Source organism: Oceanobacillus sp. FSL K6-3682 (assembly GCF_037976165.1).
Taxonomy (GTDB): domain Bacteria; phylum Bacillota; class Bacilli; order Bacillales; family Amphibacillaceae; genus Oceanobacillus; species Oceanobacillus sojae.
In genome coordinates this window covers 3,750,116-3,774,514 of record NZ_CP150263.1, presented here as the reverse complement: position 1 = coordinate 3,774,514, position 24,399 = coordinate 3,750,116, and the positions used below count along the sequence as shown (strand labels likewise).

14 protein-coding genes and 1 pseudogene are annotated in these 24,399 nt (G+C 37.5%); 11 read left to right on the top strand and 4 right to left on the bottom strand.

Annotated features, from left to right (window positions below; genetic code table 11):
* Positions 1-288: 288 nt before the first annotated feature.
* Both MHH51_RS18490 and MHH51_RS18485 read right to left on the bottom strand, forming a co-directional pair.
* A pseudogene (locus MHH51_RS18490) lies at positions 289-486 on the bottom strand (hypothetical protein); the annotation flags it as partial.
* Positions 487-744: 258 nt separating this feature from the next.
* On the bottom strand, positions 745-996 hold the full coding sequence (locus MHH51_RS18485; protein WP_147210686.1) for a GlsB/YeaQ/YmgE family stress response membrane protein: 252 nt from the start codon (positions 994-996) through the stop codon (positions 745-747).
* A 453-nt stretch (positions 997-1,449) separates the two neighbouring features.
* Here MHH51_RS18485 and MHH51_RS18480 point away from each other — a divergent pair, with 453 nt between their 5' ends.
* From MHH51_RS18480 to MHH51_RS18460, 5 genes are all read left to right on the top strand, one after another.
* Positions 1,450-3,420, top strand: coding sequence for a methyl-accepting chemotaxis protein (locus MHH51_RS18480; protein ID WP_339282876.1), 1,971 nt, complete (start codon positions 1,450-1,452; stop codon positions 3,418-3,420).
* A gap of 420 nt (positions 3,421-3,840) precedes the next feature.
* Positions 3,841-5,811 (top strand): methyl-accepting chemotaxis protein, encoded by a 1,971-nt coding sequence (locus MHH51_RS18475; RefSeq protein WP_339282875.1) that lies wholly within the window; start codon positions 3,841-3,843, stop codon positions 5,809-5,811.
* Positions 5,812-6,065: 254 nt separating this feature from the next.
* A complete protein-coding gene (locus tag MHH51_RS18470) occupies positions 6,066-8,027 on the top strand; it encodes a methyl-accepting chemotaxis protein (protein ID WP_339282873.1) in 1,962 nt (653 codons plus the stop codon).
* Between the two features lie 239 nt (positions 8,028-8,266).
* On the top strand, positions 8,267-10,243 hold the full coding sequence (locus MHH51_RS18465) for a methyl-accepting chemotaxis protein (RefSeq protein ID WP_339282871.1): 1,977 nt from the start codon (positions 8,267-8,269) through the stop codon (positions 10,241-10,243).
* A gap of 376 nt (positions 10,244-10,619) precedes the next feature.
* Positions 10,620-12,593 carry a methyl-accepting chemotaxis protein gene (locus tag MHH51_RS18460; protein ID WP_339282870.1) on the top strand — a complete coding sequence of 658 codons (1,974 nt, stop codon included), beginning with the start codon at positions 10,620-10,622 and terminating at the stop codon, positions 12,591-12,593.
* 287 nt (positions 12,594-12,880) lie between these two features.
* Here the strand turns inward: MHH51_RS18460 and MHH51_RS18455 are convergent, their stop codons facing one another.
* Entirely contained in the window at positions 12,881-13,057 is a 177-nt protein-coding gene (locus tag MHH51_RS18455) for an aspartyl-phosphate phosphatase Spo0E family protein (protein WP_147210682.1), read from the bottom strand.
* 471 nt (positions 13,058-13,528) lie between these two features.
* Between MHH51_RS18455 and hag the strand changes: the two genes are divergently transcribed.
* On the top strand, positions 13,529-14,362 hold the full coding sequence (gene hag, locus MHH51_RS18450; RefSeq protein ID WP_339282868.1) for a flagellin Hag: 834 nt from the start codon (positions 13,529-13,531) through the stop codon (positions 14,360-14,362).
* Positions 14,363-14,460: 98 nt separating this feature from the next.
* Here hag and MHH51_RS18445 read toward each other — a convergent pair whose 3' ends face one another.
* On the bottom strand, positions 14,461-16,932 hold the full coding sequence (locus MHH51_RS18445) for a YheC/YheD family protein (RefSeq protein ID WP_339282866.1): 2,472 nt from the start codon (positions 16,930-16,932) through the stop codon (positions 14,461-14,463).
* Between the two features lie 658 nt (positions 16,933-17,590).
* On the opposite strand from MHH51_RS18445, the gene MHH51_RS18440 reads away from it, so the two are divergent.
* The 5 genes from MHH51_RS18440 (at position 17,591) to hutP (ending at position 24,375) form a co-directional block, all read left to right on the top strand.
* Positions 17,591-19,078: a response regulator transcription factor gene (locus MHH51_RS18440; RefSeq protein ID WP_339282865.1), complete on the top strand. Its 1,488-nt coding sequence runs from the start codon at positions 17,591-17,593 to the stop codon at positions 19,076-19,078.
* A gap of 191 nt (positions 19,079-19,269) precedes the next feature.
* Entirely contained in the window at positions 19,270-20,937 is a 1,668-nt protein-coding gene (gene hutU, locus MHH51_RS18435; protein ID WP_339282864.1) for a urocanate hydratase, read from the top strand.
* 115 nt (positions 20,938-21,052) lie between these two features.
* The gene (gene hutI, locus MHH51_RS18430) at positions 21,053-22,315 is read left to right on the top strand and encodes an imidazolonepropionase (protein ID WP_339286322.1); all 1,263 of its coding nucleotides are present in this window, start codon (positions 21,053-21,055) and stop codon (positions 22,313-22,315) included.
* A 200-nt stretch (positions 22,316-22,515) separates the two neighbouring features.
* The gene (locus MHH51_RS18425; protein ID WP_339286321.1) at positions 22,516-23,796 is read left to right on the top strand and encodes a YjiH family protein; all 1,281 of its coding nucleotides are present in this window, start codon (positions 22,516-22,518) and stop codon (positions 23,794-23,796) included.
* 141 nt (positions 23,797-23,937) lie between these two features.
* Entirely contained in the window at positions 23,938-24,375 is a 438-nt protein-coding gene (hutP, locus tag MHH51_RS18420) for a hut operon transcriptional regulator HutP (RefSeq protein ID WP_147210675.1), read from the top strand.
* Positions 24,376-24,399: the final 24 nt, after the last annotated feature.

Genomic DNA, 24,399 nt, shown 5'->3' with positions numbered 1-24,399 from the left:
AGAACGCCCACGTCGTGTGGACAACGTAGAAGCCACCGCAACACGTGAGAAATACGTTTGGAAATAGCAGCTAGTCGCCTTGAACTTTCGACGCACAGGATATGCTAGTGTCAGCGTTGCAGCAACTCTTTTCGATGGGGTGAGTAATTGCAAACCCAGGACGCTGCGGTCTTAGCCGACGGGTCCTGTTTACCAGACTTTTTGAACACACATTAGAAGAAGCATAAGAAAAAGGGAGTTTAACAGGCCTATGCCGTGTTATTCTCCCTTTTTCTATTTTCTAGATACCTAATAATATGGCGGATACGGGTATCCATTATAGTATCCAGGAGGTCCTGGCGGTCCAGGAGGGCCTGGTGGACCCGGCGGACCGTAATATCCCATTGGTCCCGGTGGTCCAGGAGGTCCGGGCGGCCCTGGGGGACCATAGAATCCTGGTCCGGGACCAGAACCAAAGGCACTTCCTAATAAGCCGCCAGCTAACCCGCCGATAAATGGAAAAAAGAACGCACGCTGCTCTGGTCCATGTTGATGAAGCGCTTGAGCAGGGTATGGGCTATATTGTGAAGCAGGCATATCAAACTGCTCTGGATGCTGATAATCCATCACTTGATATTCATCTGCATGTGAATAAGCATGATTTGGGTCAGGTTGCATATACATTCCTCTTTTCTGTATGAGCTATATACCTAACCTATGCAGCTGCTTCGATTTTGTTCATCCGTTCTCCCGTATCGTCTGAACTTAACGGCGGAATAAGCGCATAACGAAACTGACAACGACAATAAGGATAATAGCACCAATCAGAGCAGGGATAATATAGAATCCTCCTATTTCAGGTCCTAACTCTCCAAAGATAGCAGAACCAAGCCAGGCACCGATGAAACCTGCCAGAATATTTCCGATAATTCCACCTGGTAAATCCTTACTTACTATTAATCCAGCTATCCAGCCGATGATTCCACCAACAATTAGACTCCAAATAAAACTAAACATAAAAATCATTCCTTTCTATATTTTATCTATTTCCAAATATAAGTATTTTAAACTTAAAATTATTCATTTTTTTGATGTCTTAATGTATATAGCATTATTGGGGACATAATTTATTTTATATTCGAGAATAAAGACCTTTTTAATTTGGGTTTATTTTTATAGGCAATCAGTATTGATTCAGCTATTAAATCCCGTAATTATTTCAGGAAATATAATCTGAAATATGCACAACTTTAGTTTGTTTAAATGGTTATATGAATTATTATTTTTGATAAAAAAGACCTTTTTATGTTTATTAATAGAATCTATTATATTGTATAATTACCTTTTAATTACTTTTATTACCTTTTTAATGGAAATAATAAAAAGTTTTTATAAAATTTCTCATTTTTAGATACATTTTCTCTCATTTCTTCCGATAAATAAATATAGACAATTAGGAGAGATGGAAAAATGAAAAAAATATTCAAAGCCAAAGGAATACGATTTAAATTAGTCTTATCTTTTATCTTAATTTTATTAGTACCGGGAATAACCATTGGAGTAATGTCATATTTTAGTTCAATGAATACGATAGAACAGCAAAAGCGGGATCAGGTACAGGAGTTAACCGCAGTGATGAACCAGACAATTAATAATACATTTGAACTGAAGCAGAATGATATGGAAGTCTTATCGAGCGTCATTACAGCAGATGTAATAGAGGATACAGACGAATTAGAGAGAATAATGTCTGATTATATCGGGTTACATCCTGAGGCTCCTGAGTTTTATCTTGGGACTGCAGAGGGAGATTACCATATGCAGCCGGATTTAAAGATGGAGGATGGCTATGATCCAAGAGAGCGTGACTGGTATCAGGAAGCAATGGCAAATCCGGAAGAAGTGATTATATCTGATCCTTATCTGACAGTGAGCGGCGACGGACAGATAGCTGTCAGTATTTCTAAAGCACTGGAAGATGGATCAGGAGCAATTGGCATTGATGTATCTATGGACTTTATTCAGCAGCTTGTATCAGAAATGAGTATAGGTAAAAATGGTTACGCTATCCTGCTGGATACAAATCAAAACTTTATTTATCATCCGGAATCAGAAGCCGGGGAAGAAGCGGAAGAATCTTTCTACCAGAAAATGTATGATAATGATTCCGGTACATTTAACTATGAATACAATAATATGTCTAAAATTATGGTATATGATACAAACAGTTTGACAGGCTGGAAGCTGGGAGGAACAATTGATGAAAGTGAAGTAGGGACTACTGCTATGTCAATTTCTACTCCGGTTACTATTACGCAGGGTATTACATTAATTATCGGAACAGTTGTTATTTTACTACTTATCCGTTCTATTATCCGTCCAATTAAGGATTTAAAAGAAAAAGCAGAAATTATCAGTACGGGAGACTTAACACAATCGGTTGAAGTCAAAACAAATGATGAGATCGGTCAGCTTGGTATTGCTTTTAATAATATGGGAGAAAGCTTACGGGAACTGGTTAAAGAAGTCGAGTATAATACGCAGCAGGTTGCTGCATCTGCGCAGGAGCTAAATGCAAATGCAGATCAGATGACAAGTTCTTCGGAGCAGGTTTCTCTTGCAATTCAGGAAGTATCCTCCAGCGCTGAACATCAGTTAAGCGGTACAGAAGATGGAGTGAATTCCCTGGAAGAAGTGTCAACAGGTGTGAATAGAGTAGTAGAAAGCTCTGTACAAGTAACGGAACTGGTTCAAAAAATGAATACACAGGCAGAGGTTGGCGGACAGGCTGTGAGTGATACATTGAATCAGATGACCTCTATTCAGTCGTCTGTTGAGAATACTAATGAAAATATTTCATCTTTATTAGAACGTTCGAAACAGGTTAACACAATTTTAAATGCAATTACAGATATATCTGAACAGACAAATCTTTTAGCATTAAATGCAGCGATTGAAGCAGCACGTGCCGGAGAGCATGGAAAAGGATTTGCGGTAGTAGCAGATGAAGTCCGGAAGCTAGCTGAACAGTCCAAGCTCTCAGCCACTCAAATCAGAGAAATTATAGTGGGGATTCAAACAGACGTTGAAAATGCCGTAGATAAAATGGGACAGGTAACCTCTAATGTAAATAGCGGATTGGACGTATCCTATGATGCTATTGATAAATTTGGTGAAATTCTGCGTTCCAGTGAAAGTATCAAACCGGAAATGGAAGAAGTGACAGCCATTTCAGAACAAATGTCTGCAGCTGTAGAACAATTAATGGAGACAATAAGCAATTTAGCTTCTATTGCCCGTAATAATGCAGCATCTTCTGAGGAAGTGGCAGCATCCTCAGAGGAACAGCTTGCATCGATGGAGGAAATCTCTGCATCTGCGAAATCTCTATCGTCAATGGCAGAAGATTTATCAGAGAAAGTCTCAAAATATAAATATTAAAATAAGAATAATAGCCTTATAAAACAAATACAGCAGTAAGCTTAATTACTGCTGTATTTGTTTTATCACAGATAACATCCGAAAAATTCCTAGTGAAGGAGTTTTGTTATTTATTTCTATCTGGATAAAAGCTAATAAAAGAGAGACATCAAATTAAATCGAAAAACCTTTAGAAATTTGAAATTGGTCCGATATAAATAGTAGTGAGAAATTGTGCTTATTAATTGGTGGAGGGGTCTCTTTATACTCGTTATAAAGTAGTGCATACGAATTATTTGTTGTGGAATTAAATATGTAAGATTCTATTTGGTCAGGTTAGGTTAAGATAACCCTGAATCTTGTCAGGTCAGACTTAACAGGTTCTCTCTATGTTACAAAAATAAAAATAGTAAAAATTGATCTATTTAGGAGAGATGGATAATGAAAAAAATATTTAAAGCTAAAGGTATACGGTTTAAATTAGTTTTATCTTTTTTCTTAATTTTATTAGTACCAGGGATTATTATTGGAGTTATCACGTATTTCAGTTCAATAAACACCGTGGAAAATCAACAAATGAATCAAGTAGATGAATTAAACACAATGCTGGACCAAACAATTAATAACCAATTTGAATTAAAAAAGAATGATGCAGAAGTTATGTCAGAAATGATTACAGCAGAAGAAATTGACAACCCAGATGAATTAAACCGGATATTCTCTCAATATACTCGGCTGCATAAAGAGGTTACCGAGATTTATGTCGGAACACCAGAAGGAGCGTTTTTTAATCAGCCAGTGCTTGACGTGGCAGATGACTATGATCCAAGAGAACGTGATTGGTATAAAGAAGCGATGGACAATCCAGGTGAAGTCATTATTTCAAATCCTTATGTTTCAGCAAGTGGTGATGGAGCAATTGGAGTCAGTGTATCAAAAACGCTGGAAGACGGTTCAGGGGTTATAGGAATTGATGTATCTATCGATTTTATTCAGAGTCTTGCATCGGAAATGGAAATAGGAGATTATGGGTATACTATTTTGTTGGATACAAATCAAAATATTATCTATCATCCGGAAATGGAAGTAGGAGAAGAAGCTGGACAAGCTTTTTATCAAAATATGTATGATAATGATGCCGGCAGCTTTGAGTATAAATATAATAATACGTCTAAATTAATGGCTTACAATACGAATAACATGACAGGTTGGAAGATTGCAGGAACGATCGATTATAGTGAAGTGCAGTCAACAGCTAAATCTATTACCTCGGCACTTACTGTAGTTCTATCTATTACTTTAATTCTGGGAATTGGCATAATTTTATTGCTTATCCGTTCCATTATCCGGCCAATTAAAGAAATAAGAGAAAAAGCAGAAATCATCAGTACAGGAGACTTAACACAATCGGTTGAAGTTAAAACAAATGATGAAATTGGTCAGTTGGGTACAGCTTTTAATAAAATGGGAGAAACCTTGCGGGAATTAGTCAGGGATGTTGAATTGAATGCACAGCAGGTTGCCGCATCTGCTGAAGAATTAAATGCAAATGCAGACCAGATGACAAGCTCATCCGAACAGGTATCTCTGGCAATCCAGGAAGTATCCTCCAGCGCCGAGCATCAGTTAAGCGGAACAGAGGACGGTGTTCATTCACTGGAAGAGGTATCAACAGGTGTCGGCAGAGTAGTGGAAAGCTCTACACAAGTGACAGAATTGGTTCAAAAAATGAACACACAGGCAGAAGTGGGCGGACAGGCAGTAAGCAATACATTAAATCAGATGACCTCTATTCAGTCATCTGTTGAGAATACCAACGAAAATATTTCGTCCCTATTGGAGCGTTCAAAACAGGTCGGCACAATTTTAAATGCAATAACAGATATTTCTGAACAGACCAACCTCTTAGCCTTAAATGCAGCGATTGAAGCAGCTCGTGCCGGAGAGCATGGAAAAGGATTTGCGGTCGTAGCAGATGAAGTTCGGAAGCTTGCTGAACAGTCTAAGTTTTCAGCTACACAAATCAGAGATATTATCGTCGGAATTCAAACGGATGTAGAGAATGCGGTCGATAAAATGTCACAAGTAACCTCTAATGTAAATAGCGGACTGGATGTTTCCTATGATGCGATTGATAAATTTGGGGAAATCATGCGCTCCAGTGAGAGTATTAAACCGCAAATGGAGGAGGTTACATCCATTTCAGAGCAAATGTCTGCAGCTGTAGGACAATTAACGGAAACAGTGAGCGACTTAGCATCTATTGCCCGCAATAATGCGGCATCTTCACAGGAAGTGGCGGCGTCCTCTGAAGAACAGCTTGCGTCTATGGAAGAAATCTCTGCATCTGCGAAATCACTATCAGCAATGGCTGAAGATTTATCAGAGAAAATTTCAAATTATAAATATTGAATCAGGATGAAAATATAAAAAGTGCAGTAGTGATAATTTTCACTGCTGTACTTTTTTGTGTAGGAAAAACATATTTACCTATATTTATTTACGTTAGCAAGAATATTTTCATACATTTTTTAGGATAATTAGTTTATGTTAAAAAAATTAGCAGGACTAAATAACTTAAAATGTATTCAATTTCTTAATATGCAGCCGATAGATAAATATAGAAGCACTTTTTTCAAGAAAAACGATAGGGTGGAGGGACAGCAATGAAGAAAAAAGGGATTCGTTTTAAGCTGATTATATCATTTATATGTATGTTATTGATTCCGGGCATTGTAATTGGTTTTATGACGTACAATAGCTCTGTCAATACATTACAGACACAGCAGGAAAATCAAGTGAAAGAAATTATCACGATTATGAATCAGACGATTGATAATACATTTGCTTTAAAGAGCAGGGATGTAGAAGTATTAGCGGAGCAGGTTCAGGGAGAGCTGATAGATAATGAGTCAGAAGGATTAGCTACAGCCTTGGAGCAATATTTTTATTTCCATGATGAAGTAGTATCCGCTTATGCCGGTTCTGAGGATGGGGCATTTATGGAAGCATCAACGGATGTGATAGAGGGAGATTATGATCCGCGTGAACGTTCGTGGTACATAGAAGCAATGGCAAACCCTGGAGAAACTATTATCTCTGAGCCTTATGTATCAGCAGGGGCAGATAGTGATATGGTTGTCACAGTATCCAAAGCGTTAGAGGACGGCTCAGGAGTTGTCGGATTGGATTTATCGATTGATTTTATTCAGCAGGTAGCATCTGGAGTCCAAATCGGTAAAAACGGCTATGCGATTTTATTAGATAAAACGCAGCACTTTATTTATCATCCGGTTATGGAAATCGGTGAAGAAGCAAGCGAAGCCTTTTATAATAGCCTATACGATTCAGGTAGTGGTGAATTTGAATATAACTATGAAGATACAGATAAAATCATGGTTTATGGAACCAATGATTTAACTGGTTGGAAAATAGCTGGAACAATCGATTATAGTGAAATTCAAACAGAGGCCGCTACGGTTTTTAACACCTTATTAATTGTATTAATCAGTGCTGTTATTATTGGACTGGCAGTTACGGTATTTATCGTACGTTCCATTGTTAAACCAATCAAGGAGTTGAAAGAGAAAGCACATATTATCAGTACGGGCGACTTAACACAATCTATTGAAGTGAAAACAAAAGATGAGATTGGAGAGCTAGGCACTGCTTTTAATGAGATGCAAAATAGCTTAAAAGAATTAATTCGCGATGTTGAATTTAATGCACAGCAGGTTGCAGCATCAGCCGAAGAATTAAATGCCAATGCTGATCAGATGACGAGCTCGTCTGAACAAGTATCACTGGCTATTCAAGAGGTATCTTCAAGCTCTGAAACACAATTGAATGGTACAGAAGACAGTGCTAACTCATTAGAAGAGGTATCGACAGGTGTCGGCAGAATTGTCGAGAGCTCATCACAGGTAGCTGAACTCGTAAATCAGATGAGTGAACAGGCAGAAATTGGTGGAAAAGCTGTTACGGATACATTGAATCAAATGACGTCTATTCAATCCTCCGTGGATAATACAAATGTTAATATTATGTCATTGATGACGCGCTCCAATGAAGTAAGCACGATTCTGAAGGTAATTACGGATATTTCGGAACAGACTAATTTACTTGCCCTAAATGCAGCAATTGAAGCAGCCCGCGCCGGAGAGCATGGAAAAGGATTTGCTGTTGTAGCGGACGAGGTACGTAAGCTGGCTGAACAATCGAAAACATCCGCCGGTGAAATTAGTGCAATTGTGCAGGGAATTCAAACAGACGTAAAGGACGCTGTTGAAAAAATGTCGCAGGTAACAGCAAATGTAGACAAAGGCTTAGAAGTATCCGATGATGCGATGGACAAATTTAAAGGAATTATTCAATCAAGTACAGATATTAAGCCGCAAATGGAAGAAGTTATGGCCATTTCTGAACAAATGTCAGCAGCAGTGCAGGAAGTGGCAAGTACAGCAAATGATTTAGCATCCATTGCCAGAAATAATGCAGCATCCTCTCAGGAAGTCGCAGCTTCTACAGAAGAGCAGCTTGCTTCTATGGAAGAAATATCTGCAGCAGCAAAATCTCTGTCATCAATGGCGGAAGGGTTAACTGAGAAGATTAATCAATACAAATATTAATAGAATCTAGAAAAAGCCGGACCTTTTATTCCAAGTAGTGAAACATACTTGTATAGAGGTCTGGTTTTTTATTATTGGTTACATTTAATAGAAGGAGGGAATGGATAGGTCTTTTGGTTTATCCGTCAGTTTTTGTTATAGAATATAAGTAGGGAAATAAGGAAAAAGGATTCATTTTAGACAAATGAAACCGATATTAAAAGCGGAGGATTTTTTCCAATAAAAGGAGGATGAACCGCTTGAAAAATAAAAACAAAGAAATAAATGGAGTGAAGAGAAAGCTGGTTATATCTTTTTCATCTATCTTAATCATACCGATCGTTCTTATTGGTTTTTTGACTTACAACAGCTCCGTCAATTCCATGCAAGCACAGCAGGAACAACAGGTAAATGAAATCATCACTTTAATGGGACAAAATATCGAGGATACACTTGCCTTGAAAAGTAGAGATATTGACGTATTTGCTGAAAATACAAGAGGGGACCAGATAGAAGAGGAAGACGATGAACTAACCATTGTTGTTGGTCAATACTTACATTTTCACGATGAAGTAGATAAAGTTTATTTTGGTTCTGAAGAAGGCACATTAGTTATTCAGCCGGAAACAGAACTGCCTGATGATTTCGATGCTCGTGATCGTCCATGGTACATAGAAGCAATGGAAGCTCCGGGAGAATTAATTATTTCTGACCCTTACCCCACAGAAGCTTTAGATGGAGATATGGTTGTGACACTTTCTAAAGCGTTGGCAGATGGTTCAGGAGTCGTCGGCATTGATTTGTCGATGGATTTTGTTCAGGAAATGGCATCTTCTGTTGAAATTGGTGAAAGCGGTTACCCTGTTTTATTAGACAGAGGCGGAAATGTTATTTTCCATCCTGAAAATGAAATAGGCGCACAGATGGAAGAAAGCTTTTATAATCAAGTATCCGCAGAGAATGCAGGAGCTTTTGAATATACAGAGAATAGTGAATCGAAAATTCTGGTTTATGATACCGATGACTTCACAGGCTGGACGCTGGCTGGAAGTATTGATTACAGTGAAGTACAGGAAAGTGCAGCTTCCATTATAAAAACACTTATCATTGTAATGACTGCTGCTTTTCTAATCGGCTGTGTCATAAATGCGGTCACTATTCAGTCTATTCTTCGTCCAATCAATGGATTAAAAAGGAGAGCAAAGGTAATCAGCACCGGAGATTTGACGGAAGAGATTAAAGTTGTCAAAAATGATGAGATTGGTCAGCTAGGCAATGCGTTTAACGAGATGCAAAGTAGTTTAAGAGAATTGATCCGTGATGTAGAAGTAAATGCGCAGCAGGTTGCAGCATCCGCAGAGGAGTTAAACGCCAATGCGGATCAAATGACAAATTCATCGGAACAAGTATCGCTTGCGGTTCAAGAGGTATCCTCCAGTGCAGAACATCAGTTAAATGGTACGGAAGACAGTGTGAATTCCTTGGAGGAAATATCAACCGGAGTCGGAAGAATTGTAGAAAGCTCGACAAAGGTTTCTGAATATGTAACCCAGATGAGCGGGCAGGCAGATGTAGGCGGACAGGCCGTAAGCAATACACTAAATCAAATGACATCCATCCAGTCATCTGTAGAAGATACGAATAAAGATATAACATCTTTATTAGAGCGTTCTAAAGAAGTAAATACCATTCTCAAAGCAATTACCGATATCTCGGAGCAGACTAACTTACTTGCCTTAAATGCAGCAATTGAAGCAGCTCGTGCCGGAGAGCATGGAAAAGGCTTTGCTGTTGTTGCTGATGAGGTGAGGAAGCTGGCAGAGCAATCTAAGGCATCTGCAAGTGAAATCAGCGCAATTGTTCAAGGAATTCAAAGTGATGTCCAAAATGCTGTTGAGAAAATGGAGCGAGTGGCATCATCAGTGAATGATGGCCTGGATGTATCCTATGATGCAATTGACAAATTTGGGGAAATCATACGGACAAGTGACAGTATCAAACCGCAGATGGAAGAGGTTACAGCAATTTCTGAGCAGATGTCTGCCGTTGTTGAACAGGTTACTGCAACAGCAAATAATTTAGCCGCTATTGCCAGAACGAATGCAGCAACTTCTGAGGAAGTAGCAGCTTCAACGGAAGAGCAATTAGCATCCATGCAGGAAATCTCGGCATCGGCGAAATCATTATCGTCTATGGCAGAGGAATTAACGGAAAAGGTTAAAATGTATAAATATTAAACATGGATAAAAAGAACGGCAGTTGAACGAAATTCTAAGCAGGGAGCTTTGTTATCAGCTGCAGTTTTTTTTTTTTTGTAAGTATTTAGTCATGGGTTGATAGTTTGGAGTAGAATGAAAGTTTTAAAACAAAACGAATGTGTTTATATTATGAAAAATTATCCGATAAATATAAAGTATGAATTTTTAAGGACGAGTACTGTATTTTAGCAGAAAAAAGAGTGAATCATTAACGGCTACTGTATACTTGCTTTGTGGGTATTTTGGCCTGCTTTAAATAAACCATTAAAGAGAAGGCGAATATGTCGATGTTAATAATTCTTCTCTTACCATTTTAATCGTGAAAATCAAATATAGCAGCAAGGGAGATTCAGTTGTGAAGAAAATAATGAAACCAAAAGGAATTCGATTTAAATTAGTATTATCCTTCTTTTTAATGCTATTGACTCTGGGGATAATCATTGGAGCAATTACATATTTCAGCTCTATCAGCACTTTAGAGGATCAAAAAACAGAGCAGGTAGAAGATATTACTGCACTGCTGAACCAGACAGTAGACAATGCATTGGAATTAAAAATAAATGATTTAAATACATTTGCAGCACAATTTAATAGCGGGCAAATTGATGATGATGAAGAGGCATTAGAACAGGTGTTGGGACAATATAAAGAAATGAACGAAGGTGTTTCCGAGGTATATATGGCTTCTAATGACGGTGATCTATTCTATAGACAGCCTGTTTCTGAATTGCCGGAAGGATTTGATGCAACCGAACGCGGCTGGTTTATCAATGCTGTGGATAATCCGGGAGAGGTGCAAATTTCAGAACCATTTGAAAGCGCAAGCGGAACAGGAACAGTAGTAAGTATCACGAAAACATTGGATGACGGTTCTGGAGTAATGGGAATCAGCCTGTACATTGATTTTATCCAGCAGATGGCATCAGAAGTTTCTATCGGACAAAATGGCTATGCGATTATTCTTGATCAACAGCAGAAATATGTCTATCATCCAACCTTTGAAACTGGAGAAGAAGCAGATGCCAGTATAGTAGGAACAATGTTTGATAATGAGACAGGCAGTTATGAATATAGCTATGATAATGCATCGAAAATAATGGTATATGGCACAAATGATTTATCCGGATGGAAACTGGCTGGGACGATTGATTACAGTGAAATTCAGGATGAAGCAGCATCCACTTTAACGATAATGGTAACTGTTATCGCTGGCACACTATTGGTGGGAACTTCCATTATCCTGTTCTTAATCCGTTCCATCACCCGCCCAATTCGTAAATTAAAAGAAAATGCTAAAATAATCAGTACAGGTGACTTAACACATTCTATTGAGATTAATACAAAGGATGAAATTGGCGAGCTGGGTCAGGCCTTTAATGAAATGCAGGAGGGCTTGAAAAATCTTGTTCGTGATGTCGAATTTAATGCGCAGCAGGTTGCCGCATCGGCAGAGGAATTAAATGCGAATGCTGACCAAATGACAAGCTCATCAGAACAGGTATCCTTAGCTATTCAAGAGGTATCCGCCAGCTCAGAAAAACAGTTAAGTGGAACAGAAGAAAGTGCTAATTCATTAGAAGAGGTATCGACAGGGGTCGGTCGAATTGTTGATAGCTCCACAAATGTTGCTGAATTGGTGACGCAAATGAGCACACAGGCAGAAGTCGGAGGGAAAGCAGTCAGTGATACTTTAAATCAAATGACTTCTATCCAATCCTCTGTAGATAATACAAACCTGAATATCGCCTCCTTACTGGAACGCTCGAAGCAAGTAAGTACAATCTTAAAAGCTATTACTGATATTTCTGAACAGACAAATCTTCTGGCATTAAATGCAGCGATTGAAGCAGCTCGTGCCGGCGAGCATGGAAAAGGATTTGCTGTTGTAGCTGATGAGGTTCGTAAATTAGCGGAGGAATCCAAAAACTCAGCCGGCGAAATCAGCTCAATTGTTCATGGCATCCAGGACGACGTTCAAAAAGCGGTGGAAAAGATGTCTGAAGTGACAGCCAATGTAAATGATGGATTAGATGTATCTTATGATGCCATTGATAAATTCGGAGAAATTCTGCGTTCAAGCAGTGATATTAAACCACAGATGGAAGAAGTAATGGCAATATCCGAGCAGATGTCTGCAGCAGTTCAACAGGTAACAGCAACTGCAAATGACCTGGCTTCTATAGCCAGAGATAATGCCTTATCCTCAGAAGAGGTCGCAGCATCTACAGAAGAACAGCTTGCATCCATGGAGGAAATCTCAGCATCTGCAAAATCCCTGTCCAGCATGGCAGAGGATTTAACATCAAAAATTGCGGAATATAAATATTAAGAGGAATAAAACGTAATAGTAAAAAAGAAGAATCTCCGTTATTTGGAAGATTCTTCTTTTTTCTATATAAGTACTTCAGCTTTTTTATTTAAACTTCAAATGAATTCATATTCATTTCCACTTCAAAACAAACCAATTTGATTTTTTGCTTCAAAATATGGGTACAGCCTTACTCTTTCTATACATATCATTTATTTGCATCTTTACTTATACAGCTTGGCAATCGTCTTATTTTTATAAGATATGCAGCAATTAAACGACTACCATGCAGATTTGTAATCAAGCTATCAGATCTTCCGTTGAATGGGAGTTTTATTTGAAATCCGATCTAATTGATTTAGCAAGTTATCCAGCGACTGTGATATTTTCAATAAATTTGGGTCATTTGGATCTTTTTCATAAGCTGCATACATTTCTTTTCTTTTCGCTTCAATCTGCTTGTTCAATTTATTAATTTCTGACATACTCTCACGCCCTCTCCAATTATCAAACAGAAGTTGGATATGGCATAAAAAGATATGATAAGGCTCTTAGCATGATTTTAACAGGAAAGGGGAGAAAAATAAAATAAATCAACTATTGTAATTTATGGGAAGGGAGTATTTAATAGTAAGTTAAATATTTAAATTAAGTTTGGGTGAACTGGATTTTATGATAAGTGTTCATTAGGAGGATGGCATGTTTTTATAGAATTATAGAGGTTTTTTTCGCAGCCAAAAGTAAGGAAAAATAAATTTGAAAAAAGAATTAAAAAAAATTATAAAAAAGCTTAAACAATTTGTCCCGGTTGCCGATATAAGAAATAGATCATCAGAGGATGATTTGTTAGGGCCTTAACGAGAAATATTTATTTTAATATTGACCTAAATGGTTAATATAGATGAGATCACATGGATGTGGCTCAAAAATTTTAAATTACATGGAGGTAAGAAATTATGATTATCAATCACAACATTTCAGCAATTAACGCACACCGTCAATTGGGTGTAAACCAAAACGGAGTGCAAGGATCATTGGAGAAACTTTCTTCTGGTCTTCGTATCAATCGTGCAGGAGACGATGCTGCAGGACTTTCAATCTCTGAGAAAATGAGAGGGCAAATTAGAGGCCTAGAGCAAGCATCTACAAATGCTCAAGATGGTATCTCTTTGATTCAAACTGCTGAAGGAGCTCTAAACGAAACACACGAAATTCTACAGCGTCAAAGAGAGCTTGTTGTAAAAGCTGGTAATACAGGAACACAAGAAAGTGATGACCTTAAAGCAATCCAAGATGAAATTAATGAGTTAAACAAAGAGTTAGACGGAATTTCTAGCAGAACTGAATTCAATGGTAAAAAACTCTTAGACGGCAGCTATGAAGGGACTCTACAAATTGGAGCTAATGAAAGCCAAAGCTTAGAACTAACAATTAATTCAGGAGAAGAATCTAAAGGATTTAATTCAGAGGATTTAGAAGTTAATAGTATCGATGTTTCTGCTGAAGGCTTTGAGCATGATACAGAACTTGCTAAAGTAGATGCTGCAATTGCGAAAGTTTCATCTGCACGTTCAAATCTTGGTGCAAACCAAAACCGTCTTGAACACACTATCAACAATCTAGGCACATCTTCTGAGAACTTAACAGCAGCAGAATCTCGTATTAGAGACGTTGATATGGCGAAAGAAATGATGGAATTCACAAAGAATAACATTCTTTCTCAAGCAGCTCAATCTATGCTTGCGCAAGCTAACCAGGTTCCACAAGGTGTACTTCAATTATTACAATAATAAGTATATAAAAAGCTCCCGGATGGGGGCTTTTTTTAACCATAAATTTATTTTTTAAAAACAGGAGTGAGTTTCTAATACTCATTCCTGTTTTAGGTTTATAATACTTCATTTGAAGAAATCAATTGCACTCCAAGCTTAATCACTAGTTTAGCATATCGTTCAGGGTGAAGTGTATATGCTGGACCACAAGGATTTACTTTTGAAATAGCGATCTCATTATCCTTGCTAAGCTGAAATGTAATTTCCAGTTCATTTAGTGGAAGCATCGAATAATAGTCTTGGATAGCAGCTGCGATTAATTCACTGTATTCCATTAAATTTGCTTCTATCGAATTAAATTCATCAATATCTATCTGTTTTTCGTCAGAGTTTAGAAAGCTTATTTGGTTAGTATGGAGTAATTCATTTCCATTATTCGCAGTTTGAAATGTTACGTTTGCAATATTCCACTTATTTATATTGATATCTCTAATTAAATGCAGATTAAATTGCTTTCTGGGAAACTCATAAGTATCTGCTTCTACAATAACACGTTTTTTTACTAAGATTTTTTCGAAGTGCTGAGTCAATTGAAACTCACTGAACACTTGTGTTTTCTGCTGTGATATTACTTCAAATTTATTATTTTGCAGCTGGTTAATATACATAATTTCATCTTCTGCTTCCAAAATCAATTTAATACTGTGATATTTATTTACCCAATGAAATACATCTCGAAGTTTTTTAATCCTTGCATAATTTGGTAATAGGGGAGCTAATTTTTCATTTTTTTCTAGCTGTTGGTACAGCTCAGGTATATTTACAATTTGATTAGACCAGTGATTGATAAATGGAATATTCTCAAGCTCTTCATAAACAAATTTAAGATGTTCATTATCTTTTGCTTTTAATTCATCTAAAATAATATCTGGATAAGAGCTGATAGAAGGTTTCCACTCTTGATTCTCTCTGTCATAAAAATGCCCGCGGATAAGTAAATTCTCAAAATCGATATCGTTTGGCCGGATAAGACAAATATCTATATTTTCCATTTCGGCAGAGCTTATAAGTGCTCTTTGTAAAGGTGTAATCTGCGCAATATTTGGAACGATAAGACCTAATAATTTTTTACCCATATGATGACGGGTACTTAAATTAGAAGTATGTGAGTTAAATTGGTTTTTTTGAATACTATTAGCAGAAAGTGAATGGACAATACCATTTTTATAAATGTATTTTGCATAACCAATGGTATTCACAGCTCTTTGGTCTTCATGGAAAGCAGTCTGTGGCCCATTGTTTGCTTCATGCATCCATATCTTCCCTTTATCATCAATTGCAAAGTCCAGGCCGAGCTCATCAATCGCCATACCATATAATTTATCTAAATTCCATGCTACATCAATAGATAATTTCAGAATATCTTCTGCATATTTTTTCCCCTGCTTATCCCCATACTCATTCATTAAAAATTCATGGAAGTCTTCTATTCTTCCTTCTGTGCTGATGTTACTTAGGTTTGATTTTTTATTACCGATACGCGGATAAATATAGGTGACTTGCCATTTTCCTGATGCGTTTTTTTGTACATGCGAACGTATATGATAAGGTTCATTATTTTTTGTACGAGTATGAATATACTTTTGAATAATGTAGCTGCCTTTTTGATTTAATATAATGTCATCAAGCCATTTGTCAAATTCTTCTGCCACAAGAATATTCTCTTTTTTTTGATCTAATAAAATATATCGGTGTTTCTTTTTCGTTACAAAATAAATATTTTCACCACGATTTGCTTCCAAGTGTTTGAAAACTACTTTATTATTACTCTCTATGAAGTTCAGAATTTTTTCTTTATTATGACATAATTGAAATGGCACAAGTAATTTCACATATTTATTTCTTGTTTGCACGAGACGTTGTGGTAAGGATATTTTATTACCAACATGAAAATAATTTGTAAATGGAACTGTTCTTAACAATTTTCGCCCAATATGTGTCTTTTTTGCTGAAGTATTATTAATTACATCTGGAAAAGGAATGGTTACTTGCTTTTTTTCTCCATTCTGATAAGATACTGCATCAATCATTTTCTCAGAGAAGTTCACATCATTATCTCCGAAAAAATATAAGATTGCATTTTGTTTTTCACTCTCTTTTACCATTGCCTCAATTCGGGGCTGTGGATAGTAAAGGAGGGGATTTTGAATGCCGTAAACTCCGATTTTAATTTGCTCTTTTTCTTTATTTATATGGTTATTTTCTTCAAATAGCAGCTGCAGTTTTTTTAGGTTAGGAATAAGTGAAAACTGTGTAATTTCAAGGATTTTCGTTGATTTATCGTTCTCGATATTTTTAGCAATTAATAATAAATTTTTCTCTAATTTACCAGATAAATTTTGGTGTGTACTGTTTATGTAGCCATTTTGATTTAATGCCTGAATACCATCGACAATACTCCCCAATATAAAAATAGCCTGATTTTTTTCTTTTTTTCTCACTAACCCTTGAAAATGTTCAGCTGCTTCTATAATTGTGTTTACGATGTTTAATGATTGATTGATTTGCTTTTGATTTATTGTAGGCAAAATGATGCACTCCTGACTTAAAAAAATATGTTTGGAATAATAGATGCTGTTATAAAATGAAATGAAGAGATAACCTTCATGTTTATTATCGGTATGTTAGGAGAAATACTAAAGGAGTTATTGCTTCAAGTTTATATTATACGAGATAGAATTATAACTATAAATTAATACGAAGAAGGGAGGATAGTTATTTGTACCTTAGTGTTAGAAGGAAAAAATTAGTTATATTACTTAGTTTTATAGAGATATCATAAATTTAATGGAATATCTGTTTTTGCACAGTTAATAAAGTGTGTATATACTTTTATGTTAGAGGATTTTCAAAATTAGTCATTTTAAATTTAGCTAGCTTATATGCTCGAAAACTTTCATATCATGATCATTCATCCATAAATGAAATTGTTGCTCCCAAAAGTAAACTGGAAGGCAATGATGAAGAAATATGTAAACAGTTAAGTAAATATTGAGATCAAGTAGATAGGGTTATGCTGGTTGGAAGAGGAAAAAAAGTAAGAGGAAGCGAATTAAAGTATAAAAAGAGGATTTTAAAAGTTATAAAGATTATTAATAGCTATATTAGAGAAAAGTAAACATTATCAGGTACTTCTATAAGAACTAATCAATGCCTATGTGTTTATAAAAAAATAGGTTTATTTATATGATTATTAAATCACCAAAGGAGGTCCTTCCCATCTACAAACTACTAATTGCGGATCGCGACAAAGAAGAACTTCAAGGCATCCATTGGCTGCTTTCAAAATATTCATTCCCAATAAACAAGACCAGATTAGCCAATCAACTAACAGACGTTCTGACCACTCTCGAAAATGAACTGCCTGATATATTATGTATAGAATTAGATATGATACAGGAAGACAGCTGGGAGATGGTTAAATCATTTATTCACAGATATTCTGGACAGGTTATCGCCATCACTGCCGAGGCTACTTTTGAGCGGGCAATGCAGGCAATGTCTATTAAAGCAGTTGATTTGTGGGTGAAGCCGCTCTCTCCATCACTTATGAAGCATGCCTTACAGCAGGCTATCGGAAATCTATCAGCTGTAAGTAAGAAAAACACGATTACAGAACTGGGGCACACTGTGCGGTATGAAGCTTTATTTATAGACGACCATGTTTCCTTCCCTTACCCTGTATATTTACTGGGAGCTGAGCAGCGAAAAACATTAAATGATCTCAGAGATTTTATCGATCAATTTGATTTTGATTATAAGCCATCCGTATTTTCTGCTCATGATAATATTGTGCTCGTGTTCCAGCATGATTTTCCGGCACCTGTAAAGCAGGCGCAGCGATTCTTAAGAGAATGGGAGCATTCGGAAGGAAATCCTATTGCAATTGTTGTACATAGAGGGAGTGGGGACTCTCTTCATCCGATTTATATGAAACTATTGCGGATGATGGAAACGACCTTTTTTATAGGCTATAAGCAGGTATTGCAGGCAGAAGATGTTCAGGAATGGATAGATATTGATCCTTTTTTAACTGTGGAGGAGCAGAGAAATTGGGTTTTTATGCTGGATGAGAGACAGGGAGATAAGCTGAAAAGCTGGCTGTATGAGGAATTTTTTAATATGAAGTCTCCATATCCGGAGCCAGGTCTGCTTCGGACACGATTAACAAGTATACTCGCGCAGATACGCCGGTTTATGTTCCGGAAAGGGCTGAAATCAAAGGCTAGTGAAGCGTATTATAAAAATGTGTTTGAGAGTATATTATATAGTCCGGTTTTATATCGTATTGTCCAGGAGCTGATTCTGTTTATTAATTATCTGTTTCAAACGGTCAAGGAACAGGATATATATGCGAGGGCAGATGTTATCGAAGCGGCCATCGGTTATATGGAGAATCATTATAATGACGCAACTCTTTCATTGACGGAAGTAGCTGCGCATGTTCACCGCAGCCCATCTTATTTGAGCCATATTCTGTCGAAAAGATATCAGCAATCTTTCCGGGAAATGCTGATCTATATTCGAATGCAAAAGGCGAAGGAGATGCTTGGTGCAACGGATGATTCCATTCAAAATATTGCTGCTGCTGTCGGTTTCCGCAATCCAAATTATTTTAGCCGTGTGTTTAAATCACATACCGGTCTGACTCCGCGTGAATGGAGATTGCAATAAATGAAGTAGAAATATTATATTTTTATAATAATCTAATATTATTATCATAAAATGAAAGCGTTTTATATATAAGTTTATCTTTACCTATGATTTTTATATTATTTCGAATAGGAGTTATCTATATTGCACTCTCCCTGATTGGTAAAATAAGAATTATCAGAATACAGAATTGATGGGAGAGTGAATAAGTCATGTCAGAGACAAGGTCAAGAGAAGTAAAACAATATAGAGGCACGGAATTAAATACAAAAGGTTGGATTCAGGAAGCAGCATTACGCATGTTAAATAATAACCTCCATCCAGATGTAGCGGAAAATCCGGATGATTTAGTGGTGTATGGCGGGATTGGAAAAGCAGCGAGAAACTGGGATTGCTATGATGCCATTGTTAAGTCTTTAACAGAATTAGAAGTGGATGAGACGTTATTAATTCAGTCTGGAAAACCAGTAGCCGTTTTCCCATCTCATAAAGACGCTCCCAAAGTGTTGATAGCCAATTCAAACCTTGTACCTGCCTGGGCAAATTGGGAACATTTTAATGAATTGGACCGGAAAGGATTAATGATGTACGGGCAAATGACTGCTGGAAGCTGGATTTATATTGGCAGTCAGGGAATTTTGCAGGGAACCTATGAGACCTTTGCGGAATGTGCAAAGCAGCATTTTAAAGGCAGCCTGGCTGGAACCATTACATTAACTGCGGGACTAGGCGGCATGGGAGGGGCTCAGCCACTGGCTGTAACCTTGAATGGTGGTGTCTGCATTGCAGTTGAAGTAGATCAGCATCGAATTAATCGTCGAATCGAAACGAAATATTTAGATATGTATACAGATAACGTAGACGAAGTGATTCGTCTGGCTGATGAGGCCCGTAGCCAAAGGAAAGCTTTATCTATCGGTCTATTAGGAAATGCAGCAGAGGTTTTACCAGAAATGATTGCGAAAGGATTTATTCCCGATGTGTTAACGGATCAGACATCTGCGCATGATCCGTTAAATGGTTATATTCCAGAAGGATTCAGCTTGGAGGAAGCTACTGATTTGCGGAAAAAGGACGAGAAAGAATATACAACTCTTTCTAAAGCAAGTATTGCTAAGCATGTAGAAGCAATGCTGGAAATGCAGAAGCAGGGAGCTGTTACCTTTGATTATGGAAATAACATTCGCCAGGTGGCAAAAGACGAGGGTATAGAAAATGCTTTCGATTTCCCTGGGTTTGTTCCTGCCTATATCCGTCCGCAATTTTGCGAAGGTAAAGGACCGTTCCGCTGGGTGGCGTTATCCGGAGATCCAGAGGATATTTATAAAACAGATGAAGTGGTTTTACGTGAATTTAGTGATAATAAGCATTTATGTAATTGGATTCGGATGGCTCGAGAAAAGGTGAGCTTTCAGGGCCTGCCTTCCCGTATTTGCTGGCTTGGTTACGGGGAACGTGCGAGATTTGGAAAAATCATCAATGATATGGTTGCCAGTGGGGAGTTAAGTGCTCCAATCGTCATTGGCCGTGATCATCTTGATTCCGGTTCTGTCGCATCACCAAACAGAGAAACAGAATCAATGAAAGACGGCAGCGATGCTGTTGCTGACTGGCCAATTTTAAATGCTCTGATCAATAGTGTTGGCGGGGCAAGCTGGGTCAGTGTTCATCACGGCGGCGGTGTAGGAATGGGATATTCTCTACATGCTGGGATGGTCATTGTTGCGGACGGAACGAAGGGCGCTGAAAAACGCCTGGAGCGTGTATTGACTACGGACCCCGGGATGGGAATTGCCCGTCATGTGGATGCAGGATATGAGCTGGCACAGGAAACAGCGCGTAAAAAGAACGTGAACATTCCCATGTTAAAAAATGAATAATGTAAAGTGCTGTCTTTTGGAAACAAATATTTTTTCAGAGATGTACGAATACAGCTACATTTTATAAACTGTTAAAAACATGCATGCGGGAGGGGAAGTAACATTGGCACAAAAGATGTTTATTTCAAATGCGAATCAAGTAATTACAATGGCGGGGCACTCTGATACACCTGCTAAAAAAGAGAAAATGTCCAAGATTTCAATAATGAAGCATGGGAGTATCTGGATTGAAGATGGAAGGATTGTTGAAGTGGGTCCGGATGAAGAGCTCCGTGAAAAATACAGAACACAAATAGAAGATGCAGTACAAATCGATGCAACCGGTAAAATTGTAACACCGGGTCTGATTGACCCACATACACATCTTGTTCATGCCGGTACACGGGAAAATGAGTATGCGATGCGTTTAAAAGGAAAAACATATATGGAAATAATGGAGGCAGGCGGGGGGATTCATGCAACCACCCGTGCTACACAAAAGGCAAGCCATGAAAAGTTATATGAAGAGTCGAAAAAGCGTTTAGATAAATTTTTATTGCATGGTGTGACAACGCTTGAAGCAAAAAGCGGGTATGGATTAACACTGGAGCATGAATTGAAACAGCTGGAAGTGGCAAAGCAGCTGCAAAAGGATCATTCAGTTGATATTATTTCTACTTTTATGGGAGCTCATGCTGTACCGATGGATGAGAAAAAGAATCCGGAAAAGTTTGTTACCCGGGTCATTGAAGAAATGATTCCTGAAGTAGCAGAACGGAAATTAGCTGTATTTAACGATGTATTTTGCGAGCGAGGAGTATTTACGCCCGAGCAGTCAAAGCGAATACTGGAGGCTGGAAAAAAACACGGACTTATTCCTAAAATTCATGCTGATGAGATTGAACCATATGCCGGTGCGAAATTAGCAGCAGAGGTCGAGGCAATTTCAGCAGATCATCTTTTGAAAGCATCCGACGAAGGAATAAAAGCGATGGCAGAGCAGGGAGTTGTCGGTGTTTTATTACCTGGAACAGCCTTCTTCCTAATGGCGGAATTTGCTCCTGCTAGAAAGATTATCGATGCTGGGGTTGCGGTAGCTTTATCCACGGATCAGAACCCGGGATCTTCGCCAACGATTTCTCTTCCGTTTATTATGAATTTAGGCTGTCTGAAGATGGAAATGACACCTGAGGAAGTATTAACTGCAACAACGATTAATGCAGCACATGCCATTGGCTGTGCAGATGAGACGGGGAGCCTGGAAAGTGGTAAGAAAGCAGATATTACCATTTTTGATGTTCCTAATTATTTAACTTTATCGTACCAGTATGGGATGAATCATGTAGATACTGTTATAAAATCCGGAAAGCAGGTTGTAGTGGGAGGACGGCTTCAATAAGTATAATCTGCCCCTTAGATCACGATGTAAAATAATGACTTGACAATACTGCTGTTTTTAAAGGGAACTATCAAATAGAGAATAAGGGGATTGTCATATTTAACAGTAGTATCGAAACTTAAATAAAAAGGGTGAATAGAGTGAATCAAGTTCAAAAAGACGTAACTGTTAAAGAGCCTAAACACGCACAATCCCTTAATATCAATAATTTGCTGAAGTTTCTCTTGTTTAGTTTGATTGGAATTTTTACTTTCTTTATCCCGATTACAATAAACGGAGTATCATCGATTCCGCTTGATCATATTGTAACCTATGTTCAAACCGTTTTTTCCGATGCTGTTCCTTATTATGCTTTGATTATGATTATCTTTGGAGCAATATATCCATTTATAAATCGTACTTGGAATAAAGATATAGTTAATATTGTTTTGTCTTTGTTTAAGATTTCTGGTGCAGCTGTAACGGTTATGTTAGTTTTTCAATTTGGACCAGGCTGGCTGCTTGATCCAAATATCGGACCATATCTCTTTGAAAAATTGGTTATTCCGGTCGGAGTTCTTGTACCTATTGGAGCTGTCTTTCTGGCTTTACTTGTAGGCTATGGATTATTAGAGTTTTTTGGAGTTCTGCTTCAATCTGTTATGCGTCCAATTTGGAAGGTACCAGGCAGATCTGCAGTTGATGCAGTAGCATCTTTTATTGGAAGTTATTCTGTAGGTTTATTAATTACAAATCGGGTTTTTAAAGAAGGAAAATATACAATAAAAGAAGCAACGATTATTGCAACAGGATTTTCAACCGTTTCTGTAACATTCATGATTGTCATAGCAAATACACTTGGTTTGATGGGGATCTGGAATATGTATTTTTGGGTCACATTATTTGTTACTTTCCTGGTAACTGCAATCACAGTAAGAATGTGGCCTTTAAATAAACTCAGTGAGGAATATTATGACGGGGAAGGACATCCGGAAGAAATTATTAAAAAGAATCGAATAAAAGTTGCATGGTCACAAGCTATGGAGGTTGCTGATCAGGCACCGGCAATTTCAAAAAATATTTGGATGAATTTCAAGGATGGCTTAATCATGACAATGGCAATTCTTCCATCTATTATGTCGATTGGTCTGCTGGGGCTGATTTTAGCGGAGTATACTTCTGTATTTGATATATTGGGTTATATCTTTTATCCATTCACATGGATTATGCAGGTTCCAGAGCCGTTGTTAGCTGCTAAGGCAGCAGCTACAGAGATTGCTGAAATGTTTTTACCGGCATTGCTCGTTACGGATGCGCCATTAATAACGAAATTTGTAATTGCCACCTTATCTGTATCAGCTATTCTTTTCTTTTCGGCTTTAATTCCATGTATCTTGTCTACAGAGATACCGATCAGTGTTCCTAAGCTGATTGTAATTTGGATTGAGCGTACTATATTAACAATCATTATTGTAACGCCAATTGCATATTTATTACTTTAGCAAGGTTAAAAAGAGCAGGTAAACATCGAAATGAACAGATATTATTCCTATAAGTAATGGACTATTTTTATTACTCAGATTATAATTATAGATAGCCAATAGTAAATAGTGTTATTTTTGAGAGTAAAAGGGAGCGTTTACATGTCTCAGAAAATTAGAATTGGAAAGATTGCAACGCTGCTTGCCATGTTAGACGAGAGTGAATATAGCTCCTTTGATGCCATGTTTAACGAAGTGGATACATGCCTTGGAAAAGTGGGCTCGATGAACATGCAGAAGGTTATATCATCTGTAGAAACGGCAGTTAAACGAAGCGGGCTGATTGAAGAGGGAATCTACAGAGAAACGCATGCTTTATACCATACGATTGTCGAGGCGCTTGAAGGCGTAACAAGAGGACAGCTGGCGATTGGAGAGACAATGCGGACAGTAGGCCTTCGCTTTGCTGTTGTACGCGGCAGACCATATGAAGAAGAAAAAGAAGGCGAGTGGATAGCTGTCGCTTTTTACGGAACAATCGGTGCACCAATAAAAGGACTGGAGCATGAAGCGCTCGGTCTTGGTATTAATCATATTTAATCATTTTATCAATTAAATACGTAA